The sequence below is a fragment of the Carnobacterium sp. genome, from assembly GCF_040274945.1.
Taxonomy (GTDB): domain Bacteria; phylum Bacillota; class Bacilli; order Lactobacillales; family Carnobacteriaceae; genus Carnobacterium_B.
On sequence record NZ_JBEMAR010000002.1, the window covers coordinates 136,752 to 153,887 of the forward strand.

The following is a 17,136-nucleotide window of genomic DNA, read 5'->3' on the forward strand; positions in this document are numbered from 1 at the left end:
ATTCACCGCCTTTAATTGGTTTGTCCGCCGTTTGCATCAGCTGAAGAGTCAATATAATTAGTGAAAAAATTAGTAATGAATTCAGTGATGATAGCATCTAGTTTCTCTGTTCTTGGCAAATCCTTAGTTTCAACAATTTCACTTAAGATTTCAGCATGTTGGTTATCTAAGAAGTCATAAAATTGATTTTCAAAACGACCTAATTCACTAACCGGAACTGTATCTAAGAAACCGTGTGTTAAAGCATATAAAATCATCACTTGTTTCTCAACAGCTATTGTTTGATGCAAGCCTTGTTTTAAAACTTCAACTGTTCTATGCCCACGATTTAATTTTGCTTGAGTAGCAGCATCTAAATCTGAACCAAATTGAGTAAAGGCTTCTAATTCACGGAAACTTGCTAAATCTAAACGCAATGTTCCAGAAACTTTTTTCATTGCTTTAATTTGAGCAGATCCTCCAACACGTGATACTGATAATCCAGCTGCAATCGCTGGTCGGATACCTGAGTAAAATAAGTCACTCTCTAAGAAAATCTGTCCATCTGTAATGGAAATAACATTTGTAGGAATATAAGCTGAAATATCGCCTGCTTGAGTTTCGACAAACGGAATAGCTGTCATAGAACCGCCACCTAATTTATCACTCAATTTTGCAGCACGTTCTAATAAACGTGAATGCAAGTAGAAAACATCTCCTGGATAAGCTTCACGACCTGGAGGACGACGCAACAAGAGAGACAGTTCACGGTAAGCAGCAGCTTGTTTTGTTAAATCATCAAAAATAATCAAAACATGTTTGCCGTTATACATGAATTCTTCTCCTATAGCTGATCCTGCATAAGGTGCGATATAAAGTAATGGAGCCGGTTGAGATGCACTTGCTGTCATAACGATCGTATAATCCATTGCGCCATATTTTTTCAATGTTTCAACTTGATTACGTACAGTTGATTCTTTTTGTCCAATTGCTACATAAATACAAATTGTATCTTGGCCTTTTTGATTTAAAATTGTATCAATTGCTAATGTTGTTTTTCCAGTTTTTCGGTCACCAATAACCAATTCCCTTTGCCCACGACCAATTGGAACTAATGCGTCAATCGCTTTGATTCCGGTTTGTAAAGGTTCATTAACTGAATGACGATCCATAACTCCTGGAGCTTCAGATTCAATTGGGCGAGTCTTAGTTGTAACAATCTCACCTAAACCATCAATTGGTTGTCCAAGAGGATTAACTACACGCCCAATCATTGCTTCTCCAACTGGAACTTGCATAATTCGACCAGTACGTTTAACAATATCGCCTTCACGAATTCCTGTAAATTCACCTAGGATAATAATCCCAACATCATTTACTTCTAAATTTTGTGCCATACCAAAAGTACCATCAGAAAATTCCAACAGTTCTCCTGACATTGCGTTTTCTAATCCATAAGCACGAGCGATTCCGTCACCTACGTAACTAACTGTACCTACTTCATCTATTACTAATTCACTTTGATAGCTTGCAATTTGCTTTTTGATCAGTGAACTAATTTCTTCTGCTTTTACGCCCATAAACGATTCACCTCATAACTTCTTTTATCGAATCAATTGTTTTTCTAATGCTTCCAAGTTAGAACGGATACTGCCATCATAAACTTGACTTTCGGCTTCTATAATTACTCCACCAAGAACATGTTCATCCACGATCGTATGCAATAATACTTTTTTCGCATCTAATTTTTGTTTCATAACGTCTATTAAACGATCCTTTTGACTACTGGTCAATTGAACTGCTGTAGTCACTTTAGCAACTACCGTCCTATTTTTGTAATCGTAAATTTTTTCAAACTCATTTACAACATCTCTAATATCACTGATCAAGTCATAGTCATAAAGCATATGCAAAAAACTTTGAGTGTTTATATCAAAATGCTTAATCAAGTCTGCCAGAAGATGGTCTCGTTTATATTTTTCCAAACGTGGATCAACTAAAATCGTTCCTAGATTAGGAATCGTTTCTAATACTTGACGAACGTCCATCATATTATCAAACGCAACGTCAACTATCCCTTTTTCTTTAGAGTCTTGATAAAAGGCATCTGCAAGTTGGCGATTGTTCATATTTCTATTTAATTTCATTATTATTCGCCAACCTTTCAATATACTCTTCGATTAGTTCAGCATGCCCTTCATTAGATAATTCTTTGCCAATCAATTTTTCTGCAATATCCATAGACAGACGACTAATATCATTTTGTGCACCTGCTAAAGCTTGTTTTCTTTCTAACTCAATGGCTTTTTTAGCTTCTTCTTTTAATCGTGCTATTTCTACTTTAGCGGATGCTATTTGTTCTCGTTCAACTTTATCAGCTGTGTCTCTTGCTTGTTCAATAATTGCACTCGCTTTGTTTCTTGTCTCTTCTAATTCTTGTTGTTGTTCAGTAAGCAATCGATCCGCTTCTAATTTTTTTGCTTCTGCGCTATCGATATTTCCTGCAATCAATTGTTCTCGTTTCTCCATCATTGCCATCAGAGGTTTCCAAGCAACCATCTTTAATGCTAGCATTAATAGTAAAAATGAGACCAAAGTGACAATAGAATCTCCAGCTGTTATTTGTCCTACAAACAATGGACTGACCATTCTCCACACTCCTTCACCTATACTTCAATGTTGCTTTAAAAGAACAGGTAGAGAGAATACTATTCTCTACCTGTCAATTTCTAATACTTCGTTTTGCTTGCTAGCTTTTATTGGAAAACTAAGATAAAGGCAATAACAACTGCCATGATAGGAATAGCTTCTACTAAACCAATCCCAATATACATCAATGTTTGTAATTGACCTTTCATTTCTGGTTGACGAGCAATTGATTCAATTGTTTTTGATACTACTCTACTTGAACCAAGTGCTGCTCCGATTGCTGCTCCTGCTACTGCGATTGCTGCTCCTATTAAACCCATAATTCATTTTCCTCCTAATATAGTCATCTTTTATTTTTCTTAATTGTAATGATTAATGTATATCCTACTAGCTTATAACTTGATTCGCTTACGTTGCTTCTTTAATGTGATCTGTACTTTCTTCGTGCTCAATTTTATGAGAAAGATAAACCATTGTCAGTGTTGTAAAAACAAAAGCCTGTATACTTCCGATAAATAATGAGAAGGCCTGCCAAGCCATTTCTAAAGGAATACCAATTACCCAAGTGAAGACCCCTCCGCTTTGAGCTAACGAAGCTATCAATCCAAGCAAGATTTCTCCTGCGTAAATATTTCCATAAAGACGAAGAGCTAAAGTCAATGTATTCGTAAACTCTTCAAAAATTTTGATTGGAAATAGGAATGGGACTGGTCTAACAAAACTATTCATAAAGTAGTTCTTGACCCCTTGCTCTTGTACACCAAAATAATGTGTCATAACAATTACCATAGCTGCTAAAGTTAAGGTAACCACCGGATCAGCAGTTGGACTTTTCCATACTTGATAAGGTTCAACAATTAAAATCAATGGCAATCCCATAATATTTGAAACAAATACAAAGGTTAAAATAGTAAAACCAAATAACTTAAACCGTTCTCCTTGTTGTTTAGACATTGCACTTGTAGCAATATTCCCTACAAAATCAACTACCCATTCTATAAAGTTCTGTTTACCTGTTGGCTTAATCTGTAGATTCCTCGTACAAATAAACGCAATCAAGAATACAATCACGCACGCTGATACTGTTACAAGATTATTGGTGACATTGAAATCTAAGCCAAAAAATGTAACAATCGGATTTTCGTGATCCACAACGTTCACCTCTTTCCATAATTAAAATCTATAATTGCAAACAGGAAAAAAATATATTTGTGAAACTCTCATCTATGTTAATTTCACACGCCCATTTTAGCATAGTTCTGCTTTCTTTCCTATCTAAATGGATTTAAGCACAATTTTGCTTTTATTTATTTAGCAATGTAAAAAATACTGACTAAGTTCTAAAACATTTCTTCTTTTTTCACTGGCATTCGTTATCATACCACCATTCGATTTAAAATACAAAAGAAAATGAAAAACAATCTTATTTTTCAATAAATCATTATTAAAACGGGTTTTTCAACTGTTTTATCCAAAAAAATGATAACACAGTTTCGCTTTCTGCTTTAAATCCCTAACACTAAAACCTGGTTTTGCATTTATTATCTCTTCTTCCAATGACAATTTTCCCGACTTTTATAGTACCTAAAATTCTTTATTGTTTTTATATAGCTTTGGCTTTATCGTTAAATCCTCTATTTTACCCTGTTTTTTCTATTCTAATTGCACTATTTTTACTTTTTTCCTAGAGAACGAAAAATACAACCTACTCATTTTTGTCATTTTGAAATTGGTTACTGTCTTTATTATTTATGTATCTCCTATAGCAAATAAGATTTATCTTATTTTTATCATCTAATTCTTAGCAAACAGAAAAATATAACTATCGTCCATACAAAAAGAGCCGTAAACCAAGAATTTTATCCTTTGGTTTACGGCTCTTTATTTAATTAATCTTACTAATTACATTGTACCAAATAATCTATCACCAGCATCGCCTAGACCAGGTAATATGTAGCCATTTTCATCTAAACGTTCATCTAGTGCTGCAGTATAGATATCTACATCAGGATGAGCTTGTTCTAACGCTTCTACGCCTTCTGGAGCTGCAACTAGACAAACAAATTTAATCGTTGTTGCACCGCGTTTTTTCAATGAATCAATAGCTGCAATAGCTGATCCGCCTGTAGCAAGCATTGGATCTACAACAAGCAATTGGCGTTCATTGATATCCGATGGCAATTTCACAAAATACTCTACCGGTTCAAACGTTTCATGATCACGATACATTCCTACGTGTCCAACTTTTGCTGCAGGAATTAAATCTAACATTCCATCGACCATACCTAAACCAGCTCTTAAAATTGGAATAATCGCAACTTTTTTTCCAGCTAATTCTTTTTGAATTGATTTTACTAAAGGAGTTTCGATTTCTACATCTTGTAAAGGCATATCTCTTGAAACCTCAAATGCCATTAAGCGTGCAATTTCATTAACTGCTTCTCTAAAATCTTTCGTTCCTGTATTCTTATCACGAAGAATAGTTAATTTGTGTTGGATTAATGGATGATCCATAACTTGAACTTTCGACATTGTATTCAGCCCTCATTTTTCATTATTTTTTAAACATTTCTATTGTAAAGGATATTAGCGTCTAGTGCTACCTTTTTAGTGTTTTTCTTTTTATTCTACCTTTTTTGTCTATTGTAGAAGGATTAATTACTGAATGATACTTTAGATTTATACAATGGATGTTTAGCAGTCAATTGATGAACTTGCGTTTGAATAGCCGCCATTTTTTCAACATCTCCATTACTTGTCAATGTTTCAATAATGAATTCGGCTACCTTTTTAGAATCGGCTTCATTAAATCCTCTTGTTGTAATAGCTGGCGTTCCAATTCGAATACCACTTGTTTTGAAAGGACTCAATGTTTCAAAAGGAATCGTATTTTTATTGACAGTAATGCCGACTTTATCTAATAGAACTTCTGCTTCTTTTCCATTTAATCCAAAGTTTGTCACATCAAACAACAAAAGATGATTATCTGTTCCGCCACTAATCAAATGACCAATTGATGCGTTCAAAACACTTTCCATGGCTTTTGCATTTTTAATGATTTGAGCAGCATATTCTTTAAATTCTGGAGTAGACGCTTCTTTTAAAGCCACTGCCTTAGCTGCTATAACATGTTCTAAAGGACCACCTTGAATACCTGGGAAAATAGCGCTATTTATTGCTTTTCCATACTTTTCTTTAGCTAGGATCATTCCACCACGTGGTCCTCTTAACGTTTTATGTGTAGTAGTTGTGACAACATCTGCATAAGGAACAGGATTTTGATGCAAACCTCCTGCAATCAATCCTGCTATATGAGCCATATCAACCATTAGGTAAGCTCCAACTTCATCCGCAATTGCTCTAAATCGTGCAAAATCTATTTTTCTAGAGTATGCACTAGCTCCTGCAATAATCAATTTAGGTTTATGTTGCTTAGCCAATTTTTGAACCACTTCATAATCCAACTCTTCTGTTTCTTTATCTACACCATAAGAGATAAAATGGTACGTTTTGCCACTGAAGTTTACGGGAGAACCATGTGTTAGATGACCACCATGTGTTAAATCCATGCCTAACACAGTGTCTCCTGGATTTATTAAAGCATTAAGAGCTGCCATATTTGCGCTAGAACCTGAATGTGGTTGAACATTTACATATTCTGCTCCAAAAAGTTTTTTTGCACGTTCAATAGCCAAATTTTCAATAACATCAATAAATTCACACCCGCCATAATATCTTTTACCGGGATAGCCTTCTGCGTACTTATTCGTTAAAATACTTCCTTGTGCAGTAAGTACAGCTTCAGATACAAAGTTTTCTGAAGCGATTAATTCAATATTTTGCTCTTGTCTTTTGCTTTCTTGTTCAATGGCATCAAAGATCTCTTTATCAAAATTTATGTTATTCATATCGGCCACACCCTTCAATAGTTATAATAAACGCTTTTTTATTAGTTAATTCTACTGATTTATGGTTAATCAAAAAAATGGTTACCTGCTGCTTTTTGGAGTCGATTCATATAGGCTTCGCCTAATCCTATTTTCTCATGAGATTCGGCTAAAATAAGTGTGGCATCTGTTGTTTCGAAGTATCTTAATCCTGAATACAATCGTCTTGAAGCATCATGGATATTTTTATTTTCTCCTAATGAATAGGCAGCTGTAATGCTGTCTTGGAATTGATTTAGAAGATCTTGATTGGCTAAAAGACCAATCTTTTCACCTTGTTGTTGATACGTTTTAATCGCTTTTTTCCAGGTTTCACTTTCTCCAGCAACAATAATAACAGGTTCATTAGGGCTATAATGCTTGTACTTCATACCAGGTGCTTTAGGAACTTCCTCGCTTGAAACCAAGTGACGATCAACAAAAACGGTTCCTATGACTTTTTCCAAAGCTTCTTTAGTTGTTGCCCCTGGTCTCAATATGGTGGGTAACTTTGGATCCGTAATATCTAAAACAGTTGATTCCAATCCTAACCCGGTGTCTCCATCATCCAGCACACCTGCTATTTTTCCTTTCAGATCGTGGTAAACATGATCTGCAGTTGTCGGACTTGGTTTACCAGATGTATTGGCGCTTGGCCCAACAAGGGGTTTACCTGATTCACGAATCAGCTGCAATGTTAGTTCATTATCGGGCATCCGAATGGCCACACTCGTTAGACCAGCCGTAACGGTTGGCGCAAAAACATGATCCTTCACTTTAAAAATCAGTGTCAATGGACCTGGCCAAAAGGTTTGCATCAGCTTATTAGCCACTTTAGGTACTTCCTGTACATACTGCTCAACTTCTTCTATCGTCGAGACATGCACAATTAATGGGTTGTCGCTTGGTCTCCCTTTTGCTGAATAAACCTTTTTAACTGCTGCTTCGTTCGTTGCATCAGCTCCTAATCCATAAACGGTTTCTGTGGGAAAAGAAATCAGTTCACCTTGTTGGATTTTTTGAGCTGCTTTAAGCACCTCAGATGGTCGATATATAATAGTCTCCACAGTTTTTCCTCCGTTCATTTCAAGAAAACTCATCACATTTAGTTAAATGGTGTTGAATCCTTATTTTGTTTTAACTTGGATCAAGCGGTCATTTCCACTCATATCTTTTTCAATGGTTACTTCAGCCATTGGGAAAGCCTCTTGAAAAAGCTCTTGAACTTTTTCTCCTTGCTTAAATCCAATTTCTAAAAATACTTCACCACCTGGATTTAAAATAGCTGGAATTTCTTTTGCTAATCTTTGGTACATAGCTAAACCATTGTTTTCAGCAAATAAAGCTAAATGCGGTTCGTAGTGCAAAACACTTTCATCCATATAACTGATTTCGTCATTAGATATATACGGAGGATTGGAAAGAATGACATCAAAAGTCTCAGTCTTTACAGGATCCGTTAAATCACCTTGCAGAAAGCGAACATCTGCCTCTAATGCTGTTGCATTTTCTTGAGCTACATTTAGAGCTTTAGATGAAATATCCGTTGCGGTTACTTCGTAAAGCGGTCGTTCTTTTTTTATGGTGATTGCAATGATTCCTGTCCCTGTTCCAATATCCAAAACAGTTCTCTTCTGTCCTGTAGAAGAGCTTTTTAAAAATACATCTACAATTTCTTCTGTTTCCGGTCGTGGAATCAACGTGTCTTTTGTAACTTTAAACTTTCGGTCATAGAACCAGCAGTAACCTAATAATTGTTGAATAGGGATACCAGACCCATGATTGGATACATCCTGTAAGAGTTGGTGTTTCACGTCCGAGGGCATTTCTTCATTTAAATGCATCATGATATCCGTTTTCGACCAGTCCAGACGTTCTCTTAGCAAAATCTCTGCAGCAATGGGTTCTCTTTTACATGTCTCTAAAAAAGAAGAAGCCCATTTCAGGACTTCTCTATAAGTTGTCTTACTCTTCATGTTGCAATTGCTCCATTTTAGCTGTTTGATCATTTAAAATCAAAGCATCAATAATTTCATCTAATTTACCAGATAAAATTTGATCTAACTTTTGAATGGTCAATCCAATACGATGATCGGTCACACGGCTTTGTGGAAAATTATACGTACGGATACGTTCTGAACGGTCTCCGGTTCCAACAGCTGATTTCCGTTCGGCATCATACTCGCTTTGAGCTGCTTGTTGGATATGATCATATACTCTAGCACGCAAAACTTTCATCGCTTTCTCACGGTTTTTGATTTGCGAACGTTCATCTTGCATCGCTACAGCAATTCCTGTAGGTAAATGAGTCAAACGAACGGCAGACGCTGTTTTATTAACGTGCTGTCCGCCGGCTCCACTTGCATGGTAGATATCTGTACGAATATCTTTATCCGGCAGATCCAATTCCACTTCTTCAGCTTCCGGCATAACCACTACAGTTGCAGTAGAAGTATGGATACGACCTTGTGATTCGGTTGCTGGAACACGTTGAACACGATGAGCGCCATTTTCATACTTCAATTTAGAATAAACATTGTCTCCAGTGATCATTAAGGTAATTTCTTTGTACCCACCGATGCCTGTAATATTGGCATCTAATACTTCAGTTTTCCAACCTTGTGCATCAGCGTATTTTTGATACATGTTAAACAAAGTTCCAGCAAATAATTGTGCTTCATCTCCGCCAGCTGCTCCACGAATTTCCATAATGATATTGCGGTCATCATTTTCATCTTTCGGCAACATTAACACTTTCATTTTTTCTTCAATTTCTGTTTTTTCTTTCTTTAAATCATTTAGTTCTTCTTTTGCCATTTCAGCCATCTCAGCGTCTAATTTTTCACCAAGCATTTCTTCTGTATCCGAAATGTCTTGACTGACTTCTTTGTAGCGACGGTAAGTTGCGACTGTTTCACGAATAGCAGCTTCTTCTTTAGTCAGTTTCATTAATCGTTTGGTATCGCTGACTACCTCTGGGTCACTCAGCAATTCATTTAGTTCTTCATAACGTCCTTCAACGCTTTCTAATCTATCAAACATAAGTTATTCTCCTTTTCTTCTAAGCCTATTGCGTCGTTGTGTCTTTAGTTGTCTTTCTTCACAACACTAAGAACGCTACAAGTCGTCCTTCAATAGCGGATTGAAGTAATGTTTGCGACAAACTGGGAAATAACTTTCATTGCCCCCTATTTGGATTTGAGCTCCTGCATAAACAGGCTTGTCATCAATCATACGCATGTTCATCGTTGCTTTTTTGTGGCAATACCAACAAATGGTTTTCATTTCTTCAATTTTATCCGCGTATAACAATAAGTACTCTGAACCTTCAAACAGTTCATTTTTAAAGTCATTTTTCAATCCAAATGCCATAACTGGGATATTTAATTCATCCACAATATGAGCCAATTGAAGAACATGCTCTTTTTTCAAAAATTGCGATTCATCAATTAATACACATGCCGGTACGTAATCCAATGCTTTTATCGTTTCAAAGACATTTGTTTCTTCAAATATTGCGATTCCTTCACGTCTTAAACCAATTCGACTAGATACTACACCAATCTCATCACGATCATCCAAACCGCTTGTCATAATTGCGACAGGTTTGTTTTGTTCTTCATAATTATATGCTACTTTTAAAATTTCAATCGTCTTTCCACTATTCATTGCTCCATATTTAAAAAAAAGTTGGGCCATCTTGTTTTTTCCTCATTTCTCTCGTAGGAATCCATTATGAATTATACGTTAAAACGATGTAAAAGTGAAGCCTCTCTCCCGATTTATAATAGAAGAATCTTACACCAATTGTGAGAAAAGAAATTAAGTTTGTCTTTAAAATGAACAAGTTAGGCAATTTTTAACAATTTCACAAGAAATATGTGCTAGAATATCAAAGTAGCAAAAAAAGTATTTTTAGTAATTGGAGGAAACTCAATTGAGTATACGTAGTGCATTTGCCATTGCAGTAGGAAGAACAACTAAATGGGGACTTCATACGTTCTTAAAAGGCGGAAGTAGTTATCCCGGTCAACTAACACAGAAGTTAGATCCTACCGTATTAGGTACGTTATCAAGAAATTACGATGTGGTTATCGTTACCGGAACGAATGGTAAAACATTAACGACCGCATTGACTTATCAAGTTTTAAAACAAAAATATCCTGAAATTATTACAAATCCTACTGGTGCAAATATGTTGCAAGGAATCATTTCAACTTTTCTTGAACATCATTCTTACACAAATAACACCGAGAAAAAGGCTGCTGTTCTTGAAGTAGATGAAGCTAGTTTGATCCATGTAACAAAATACATCAAACCAAAAGCGATTGTATTTACGAATGTTTTTCGTGATCAAATGGATCGCTATGGTGAAATTTATACGACTTATCAAATGATGTTGAATGGCGCAGCGTTAGCTCCTGAGGCTTTGATTGTTAGCAATGGGGACGCTCCAATTTTCAACTCAAAAGAAACCATTAATAAACGTGTGTACTTTGGTTTTGACCACCTTCCAGATGGTGAATTAAAAGCTCACTACAATACCGATGGTGTATTATGTCCACACTGCAACAATATCTTACATTACAAATTTTTAACATACAGCAATCTAGGGAAGTATTATTGTCCTAATTGTGATTTCAAACGTCCAGAATTGACGTATCGTTTAACGGACTTGACTCATATGGATCATGAATCGTCTAAATTTGAAATCGATGGAGAAGACTTTGAAATTAAGATTGGTGGACAGTACAATATTTATAATGCCTTAGCTGCTTATAGCGTTGGTCGGATATTGGATGTTTCTACTGATCAAATTCGTGCTGGATTTGCCGCATCAAAACGAGTTTTTGGTCGTCAAGAGGTTATTCAAATCGATGACAAAGAAATTACGATTAACTTAGTTAAGAATCCTGTTGGTTTGAATCAAGTCTTGGATATGATCAACTTAACTCCAGAACCGTTCTCGCTTGTTTCAATTTTAAATGCAAACTATGCGGATGGAACAGACGTCAGCTGGATCTGGGATGCAAATTATGAGATCGTTCCGAATATGAACATCAAACAAGTCACTGTTGGTGGTGAACGAGTAGAAGACATCACTGCTCGCTTAGAAGTTGCTGGAATTCCTGAAGAAGAACTTCAAGTTATCCCAAGCATACCTGAAATAATTAAGAGCTTTAAAAATGCGCCAACGAAAAAAATCTACGTCCTAGCTACTTATACTGCTGTCTTACAATTGCGTAAAGAGTTAGCAAACCAAGGCTATATTGAGGGAGGTATGTAAGATGATTGAATTAAATGTTTGTCATCTTTATGGTGATTTATTAAATACTTATGGAGATAACGGCAACTTGTTGATGTTAAAACACCGTGCTAAAAAAAGAGGCGTTCAGTTTAACATCGAGATCGTTAGTTTAAATGATTCCTTTGATGCAGATAAATACGATTTAATGTTCTTCGGTGGCGGGCAAGATTTTGAGCAAAGAATCGTTTCAAAAGATATCCAAGCTAAAAAAGAAGCTATTACTGAATACATCGAAAATGATGGCGTTACAGTCGGTATCTGTGGTGGGTTCCAATTATTAGGCCACTATTATGTAGATGCTGCAGGAAATAGAATCAACGGTATCGGTGCTTTGAACCACTATACCTTGAATCAAGACAACAATCGCTTTATTGGCGATATTGTCATCAAAAATGGTGAGTTTGGCGAAACTTATAAAGGTTTTGAAAATCATAATGGCCGTACTTTTCTTGGTGAAGGCGTTAAACCATTAGGTGTCGTTGAAATGGGTTATGGCAATAATGGCGAAGATAAAACGGAAGGTGCTCATTACAAGCAAACTTACTGTTCATACTTCCATGGACCATTATTAGTTAGAAATACAACATTAACCGATCGTATTTTGAAAGAAGCAGTAAAAAAACGATTCCCTAAAGAAGCAGAAGAATTATTTGCCTAATAAAAAAGAGCTCTATATTAGTTGGTGTGAAAAATTTACTCACCAACTAATATAGAGTTTTTTGCTTTGTGAGAGAACTAGCGACTAACGGGGATTTACTTGACACTCTGACCCGATTTCCTTCAAGGAATAGTAACTAAAGGGCCTCTACTCGAGATTCTCAGCTGATTCGCTTAAACAAATATACTATAGGCGGTCTCTTCTCGACATTTTGACTCGATTTTCCTTAAGAAATAGTAACTAGAGGGCCTCTACTCGACATTCTCAACTGATTCGCTTAACCATATATGCTATAGGCGGTCTCTTCTCGACATTTTGATCCGATTTTCCTTAAGGAATAGCAACTAGAAAGCTCTACTCGACATTCTCATCCGAATCTCCTCAAAAAAAGAGCTTTAAAAATGACTAAGTCATTTTTAAAGCTCTTTTTATTTCTATTAAACTATTTTATGGTAAAAACGATAGCTATAGTCTTCCAGTTGTGGAGCATTACCGCCGTTTTTCGCACCCTTATAGTTAAGGTGATTGTCCCACTTAGCTTTTATGCGTTTGATGCAATAATGTCTAATTTGCCTTCGATTGTCCATTTTTTAATGTCATTTGGTAAGATTAGGTGAGTTCCTTTTGTTAGATTATACTCTCCTGCTTCGACAATCAATTTACCGTTTCCATCTAATACACTAATAAGAGTGTAAGGAGCAGTTGCAACAAAGTCGGCTTTACCATTCACTTCCCATTTATAAACATCAAAAAATGGAGTCTTCACAAATGTTGTGATGGTTGCGTCTCCCTGTTTCACACTGTTCATTTCAGGAGTTGCATCAACGTGCGGAACAGTTGTCACATCAACTGATTGTTTGACATGCAATTCTCTTGTGTTTCCTTGCTCATCTTTACGGTCATAATCATACACTCGATAAGTTGTATCACTGGATTGTTGTGTTTCCAGAATGGTAATACCTCCACCAATCGCATGGATCGTTCCACTTGGTACAAAGAAGAAGTCTCCTTTCTTAACTTTAATACGACGCAATAACGCATCCCATTTTCCATCAAGAATCATTTGTTCTAGTTCTTCTTTTGTCTGAGCATGGTGTCCATAGATGATTTCTGAACCTTCATCTGCATCAATAACATACCAGCATTCTGTTTTGCCCAATTCACCTTCGTGTTCCATACCGTATTGATCATCCGGATGAACTTGAACCGATAAATCATCTGCTGCATCTAATATTTTCGTCAGTAAAGGAAACACTTCTCCTTTTGCGTTGCCGAACACTTCACGATGTTGGTCCCATACTTCAGCTAGAGTCATGCCTTGATAAGGTCCATTTTCCACTGTACTTGGTCCATTCGGATGTGCGCTGATGGCCCATGCTTCTCCAGTTTTATCACTTGGCAAATCATAGCCGAATACATCATGCAATTTTTTTCCGCCCCAAATTTTTTCTTGCAACACAGGCGCTAATATTAATGGTTCATTCATCACTTTACTCCTCCTAAAATATATTACTTATTCATGGCTTCCTTTTCTGCTAAGTAACACTTTATTAAATGGTCTCGTTGGCTAAGATATTCTGACTTGTTATCATTAGTTGGATGGACACGATTAGACAGAAAAACAAAGGCTTCTTTTTCTTTGATGTCTAATAGAATAAAGGTTCCTGTAAATCCAGTATGAAACAAATAGTTCTTATTGCCGCTTTTCTTAATATCCCATCCTAAAGACCGGTTTAACTTACCAGTTGGTGTCCAATCTGTTAATAATGATAGCACAGTTGTTTCATTAAGAATACGTTTTCCATTAAATTCTCCTTTATTCAACATCATGTGACTAAAGGTCAAACAATCTGTCAGTGTCGAAAATAATCCAGCACTTCCACAGTGGTCTCCTAATATATACGCTTTAGGATCGTGGACCTCTCCTCTTATCAGCCCTCTCTTTTTATCTACTTCTGTTGGAACACATTTTTGTAGATCAATAGGATGATAAGAAGTCGCCTTCAAATTTAACGGCACGCTAACTCGATCAGCAAATAGATTAGCCAAAGTGTCTTGCTCAATCTCTTCAATAATAAACCCTAATAAGATAAATCCTGTATCTGTGTAGCGTACTTCTTCTCCAAAGCTTTTTCCTACTGGCAACTGAAGAATAGCTTGCTTCAATTCATTTGCAGATAAAGAATCACGATTGGGAATATAACCTTCTAGTCCAGATGTATGAGTTAACAAATGTCTAATCGTTACCTCTTGGGCTGAAAAAGTTGTCAAATATTGGCTGACTTTATCATCAATGGCTAATTTCCCCTCTTGCCACAATTGCAAGATCATCGTTGTCGTTAAAACTACTTTTGTTAAAGAGGCAATATCGTAAATAGAATTTTCTCTAAGGGGTTCTTTTTTCGGAACAGTGGCAGATAAGCCTTCATAATATTCCAGTTGTTTACCGTCTTTAATAAAGCCAAAACTTGCTCCCGGAAGTAGTCCATCTTCAATTAATTGTTGAATAAATGCGTTTGTTTTTGGATACATTTTATTATCCTTTCTAGATCATTTTATACTTCTATTTCCTATTTCATCATTATAATGGAAGTTGCTGCTTTCTTCTATACTGACTTCTAATCGTTATTTTCATTACAACAAAAAAAAACCGGCAAGAAGTTTGCCGGTTTGATGACTTATTCGTTAGTTGTTGTTAGTTTCATCGTTATTCCGTTAGTATCTTCCAATGAAAGTGTTTGTGTTGCTTCATCTACTTGATAAACATATTCTTTTGTATCAAGGTTGTTTTTTATTTGTGTGAACTCGTCATCCGTAACAATAATGGTAAAGTAATCTAATCCTCTTAAACCTTTTTGAGCGGCTGGAATATTTTTACCGGCCCATACATTGGCTCCAATTTGGTGATGATACTCACCGGCCGCGAAGAATTTTGCTTGAGGTCCAAATTTAAATTTCAAATCAAACCCTAAAACGTCTTGATAAAATCTTTCAGTTTCTTCCAACTCAGCTACAAATAAATGAACATGTCCCATATACGTTCCCTTAGGCATTCCTTGGAATTCTTGTTTTGCTTCTCCTATTACACCTTCTGCATCCATCGGTTCTGTTACACCAGCTATTTGGCCATCTTCTCTAATATCCCACATTGATTTTGGTTTATCCGTATAAATTTCAATACCATTGCCTTCTGGATCGTCTAAATAAAGAGCTTCACTATAACCATGGTCGCTTGCTCCGGTTAACGGGTATTTAGATACTAAAAGGTGGTACAAAATTTCTCCTAAATCTTTACGTGATGGCAGTAAAAATGCCAGATGGTACAATCCAGTTGCATTTGGCTTTTCACCAGTTGGTGCAACAGGTTGTAATTCCAATAGAACTTGTTCATCACCAAAAGCACCTAGTTTAAGGCTTTGTTCCGTTTCATTTTTTATATCTAAACCAATTATAGAAGTATAAAAATTTTTCATATTCTCCATATTTTCAACGTTTAATACCACTTTTCCAATAATCGTTTTCTCTGATAGCATCATTTATTTATTCCTCTTTTCTTTTTAATAGTTTCATTTAATTACTCGTTATTTACTTACTTTTAATAAGTATACTAGGAATGACTTTTAGTTACAAGTCTTTTCCACAAACTTATTTTTAATTAAACGTATTACATCTCTTTTTAACCTGACAATTATCCGTTAAAAAGAAGATTTTCACTTAATTTCTATTTTTTCGTCACACTTTTTTCATAATTGCGTACTATACTATGTATATACCAAAACAACAAACCAACTTTTTCATATTTTCTTTTTTACTCCTCCAAAGTAAAAAGAAACCTTACCCTTTCCACTTTAGCGTTCCCCGCTAAAGTGGTTTTTTTTGTACCATAAAAAGCTGAGACGAAATCGTCCCAGCTTTCAAAAATTAATCTTCTTTAAAAAAAGGATTCGTTCTTTTTTCATAGCCGATGGTGGTTTCTTCACCATGGCCTGGGTAAACACGCAAGTCATCTGTTAGGCTAAATAACTGTTCTTTAATACCTTTTAATAAGGCTTCGGAATCACTCCCAGTCAAATCTGTTCTGCCAATACTCCCTTTGAATAATGCATCACCAGATACCACAAAGTCAGCGAAAATAAAACTGACACCACCCGGTGAATGTCCAGGAGTAGGTACTACTTTAAACTGAAATCCATCGATATCATACGTCTTAAATAATTCAAATTCAGTTTCAGCAGGTTCTGCTGTAATTGGATGTCCTGAGTGAATAGAAAGATTTAATATCGGATTGCCAAGCCATGCCTGTTCCAAATCACTGACATAAACAGGAATAGAATAGGTTTTTCTGACTTCTTCCAACGCACCAATATGATCATAATGCGTATGTGTCAATAAAATAGCAACTGGTGCTACTTTTAATTCATCTAAAATATTTTTTATCTTTACAAATTCATCCCCAGGATCAACGATCAACGCTTTTCCTTCTTGATAGATGACATAACAATTTTCTCCAATCATTCCAGTAACAACTTTTTTAATCTGTGTCATTGCTTAAACTCCTTTTCTTCCTAACGTATAGTGTTAGTTTAGCAGAATCTCTTAAAAATAAAAGTATTGTA

17 protein-coding genes are annotated in these 17,136 nt (G+C 35.8%); 2 read left to right on the forward strand and 15 right to left on the reverse strand.

Annotated features, from left to right (window positions below; translation table 11 throughout):
• Positions 1–11 precede the first annotated feature (11 nt).
• From atpA to ABS916_RS03120, 11 genes are all read right to left on the reverse strand, one after another.
• Entirely contained in the window at positions 12–1,559 is a 1,548-nt protein-coding gene (gene atpA / locus ABS916_RS03070; protein ID WP_350450506.1) for a F0F1 ATP synthase subunit alpha, read from the reverse strand.
• Positions 1,560–1,583: 24 nt separating this feature from the next.
• Positions 1,584–2,126, reverse strand: a complete 543-nt coding sequence (atpH, locus tag ABS916_RS03075) for an ATP synthase F1 subunit delta (RefSeq protein WP_350450507.1) — start codon at positions 2,124–2,126, stop codon at positions 1,584–1,586.
• The gene (gene atpF / locus ABS916_RS03080) at positions 2,113–2,628 is read right to left on the reverse strand and encodes a F0F1 ATP synthase subunit B (protein WP_350450508.1); all 516 of its coding nucleotides are present in this window, start codon (positions 2,626–2,628) and stop codon (positions 2,113–2,115) included. The genes atpH and atpF overlap by 14 nt, the downstream gene beginning before the upstream one ends.
• 107 nt (positions 2,629–2,735) lie before the next feature.
• Entirely contained in the window at positions 2,736–2,948 is a 213-nt protein-coding gene (gene atpE / locus ABS916_RS03085) for a F0F1 ATP synthase subunit C (RefSeq protein ID WP_013711301.1), read from the reverse strand.
• 88 nt (positions 2,949–3,036) lie between these two features.
• Positions 3,037–3,780, reverse strand: coding sequence for a F0F1 ATP synthase subunit A (gene atpB / locus ABS916_RS03090; RefSeq protein ID WP_350450509.1), 744 nt, complete (start codon positions 3,778–3,780; stop codon positions 3,037–3,039).
• Between the two features lie 750 nt (positions 3,781–4,530).
• The gene (gene upp, locus ABS916_RS03095; RefSeq protein ID WP_350450510.1) at positions 4,531–5,160 is read right to left on the reverse strand and encodes a uracil phosphoribosyltransferase; all 630 of its coding nucleotides are present in this window, start codon (positions 5,158–5,160) and stop codon (positions 4,531–4,533) included.
• Positions 5,161–5,282: 122 nt separating this feature from the next.
• Positions 5,283–6,536 (reverse strand): serine hydroxymethyltransferase, encoded by a 1,254-nt coding sequence (gene glyA, locus ABS916_RS03100; protein ID WP_350450511.1) that lies wholly within the window; start codon positions 6,534–6,536, stop codon positions 5,283–5,285.
• A gap of 65 nt (positions 6,537–6,601) precedes the next feature.
• Positions 6,602–7,621 (reverse strand): L-threonylcarbamoyladenylate synthase, encoded by a 1,020-nt coding sequence (locus ABS916_RS03105; RefSeq protein ID WP_502880575.1) that lies wholly within the window; start codon positions 7,619–7,621, stop codon positions 6,602–6,604.
• Positions 7,622–7,681: 60 nt separating this feature from the next.
• Positions 7,682–8,530, reverse strand: coding sequence for a peptide chain release factor N(5)-glutamine methyltransferase (prmC, locus tag ABS916_RS03110; protein ID WP_350450513.1), 849 nt, complete (start codon positions 8,528–8,530; stop codon positions 7,682–7,684).
• Positions 8,520–9,596: a peptide chain release factor 1 gene (prfA, locus tag ABS916_RS03115; RefSeq protein WP_350450514.1), complete on the reverse strand. Its 1,077-nt coding sequence runs from the start codon at positions 9,594–9,596 to the stop codon at positions 8,520–8,522. Before prfA ends, prmC begins: the two co-directional genes overlap by 11 nt.
• A gap of 75 nt (positions 9,597–9,671) precedes the next feature.
• Positions 9,672–10,253: a thymidine kinase gene (locus ABS916_RS03120; protein WP_350450515.1), complete on the reverse strand. Its 582-nt coding sequence runs from the start codon at positions 10,251–10,253 to the stop codon at positions 9,672–9,674.
• A 238-nt stretch (positions 10,254–10,491) separates the two neighbouring features.
• On the opposite strand from ABS916_RS03120, the gene ABS916_RS03125 reads away from it, so the two are divergent.
• Entirely contained in the window at positions 10,492–11,841 is a 1,350-nt protein-coding gene (locus ABS916_RS03125) for a MurT ligase domain-containing protein (RefSeq protein WP_350450516.1), read from the forward strand.
• Position 11,842: 1 nt separating this feature from the next.
• A complete protein-coding gene (locus tag ABS916_RS03130; protein ID WP_350450517.1) occupies positions 11,843–12,520 on the forward strand; it encodes a type 1 glutamine amidotransferase in 678 nt (225 codons plus the stop codon).
• 541 nt (positions 12,521–13,061) lie between these two features.
• Here ABS916_RS03130 and manA read toward each other — a convergent pair.
• The 4 genes from manA to ABS916_RS03150 all read right to left on the reverse strand — a co-directional run bounded on the left by manA (position 13,062) and on the right by ABS916_RS03150 (position 17,065).
• A complete protein-coding gene (gene manA, locus ABS916_RS03135; RefSeq protein ID WP_350450518.1) occupies positions 13,062–14,006 on the reverse strand; it encodes a mannose-6-phosphate isomerase, class I in 945 nt (314 codons plus the stop codon).
• 23 nt (positions 14,007–14,029) lie between these two features.
• Positions 14,030–15,052: a serine hydrolase domain-containing protein gene (locus ABS916_RS03140; RefSeq protein ID WP_350450519.1), complete on the reverse strand. Its 1,023-nt coding sequence runs from the start codon at positions 15,050–15,052 to the stop codon at positions 14,030–14,032.
• 146 nt (positions 15,053–15,198) lie between these two features.
• The gene (locus ABS916_RS03145; RefSeq protein ID WP_350450520.1) at positions 15,199–16,056 is read right to left on the reverse strand and encodes a VOC family protein; all 858 of its coding nucleotides are present in this window, start codon (positions 16,054–16,056) and stop codon (positions 15,199–15,201) included.
• A 385-nt stretch (positions 16,057–16,441) separates the two neighbouring features.
• Entirely contained in the window at positions 16,442–17,065 is a 624-nt protein-coding gene (locus ABS916_RS03150; protein ID WP_350450521.1) for an MBL fold metallo-hydrolase, read from the reverse strand.
• Between the last annotated feature and the right edge of the window lie 71 nt (positions 17,066–17,136).

Excerpts from the sequence above, each read along its gene's own strand:
- atpA (WP_350450506.1), bottom strand. The coding sequence starts at position 1,559 with ATGGGCGTAAAAGCAGAAGAAATTAGTTCACTGATCAAAAAGCAAATT.
- atpH (WP_350450507.1), bottom strand. The coding sequence starts at position 2,126 with ATGAAATTAAATAGAAATATGAACAATCGCCAACTTGCAGATGCCTTT.
- atpF (WP_350450508.1), bottom strand. The coding sequence starts at position 2,628 with ATGGTCAGTCCATTGTTTGTAGGACAAATAACAGCTGGAGATTCTATT.
- atpE (WP_013711301.1), bottom strand. The coding sequence starts at position 2,948 with ATGGGTTTAATAGGAGCAGCAATCGCAGTAGCAGGAGCAGCAATCGGA.
- upp (WP_350450510.1), bottom strand. The coding sequence starts at position 5,160 with ATGTCGAAAGTTCAAGTTATGGATCATCCATTAATCCAACACAAATTA.
- glyA (WP_350450511.1), bottom strand. The coding sequence starts at position 6,536 with ATGAATAACATAAATTTTGATAAAGAGATCTTTGATGCCATTGAACAA.
- prmC (WP_350450513.1), bottom strand. The coding sequence starts at position 8,530 with ATGAAGAGTAAGACAACTTATAGAGAAGTCCTGAAATGGGCTTCTTCT.
- prfA (WP_350450514.1), bottom strand. The coding sequence starts at position 9,596 with ATGTTTGATAGATTAGAAAGCGTTGAAGGACGTTATGAAGAACTAAAT.
- ABS916_RS03120 (WP_350450515.1), bottom strand. The coding sequence starts at position 10,253 with ATGGCCCAACTTTTTTTTAAATATGGAGCAATGAATAGTGGAAAGACG.
- ABS916_RS03130 (WP_350450517.1), top strand. The coding sequence starts at position 11,843 with ATGATTGAATTAAATGTTTGTCATCTTTATGGTGATTTATTAAATACT.
- manA (WP_350450518.1), bottom strand. The coding sequence starts at position 14,006 with ATGAATGAACCATTAATATTAGCGCCTGTGTTGCAAGAAAAAATTTGG.
- ABS916_RS03140 (WP_350450519.1), bottom strand. The coding sequence starts at position 15,052 with ATGTATCCAAAAACAAACGCATTTATTCAACAATTAATTGAAGATGGA.
- ABS916_RS03145 (WP_350450520.1), bottom strand. The coding sequence starts at position 16,056 with ATGATGCTATCAGAGAAAACGATTATTGGAAAAGTGGTATTAAACGTT.
- ABS916_RS03150 (WP_350450521.1), bottom strand. The coding sequence starts at position 17,065 with ATGACACAGATTAAAAAAGTTGTTACTGGAATGATTGGAGAAAATTGT.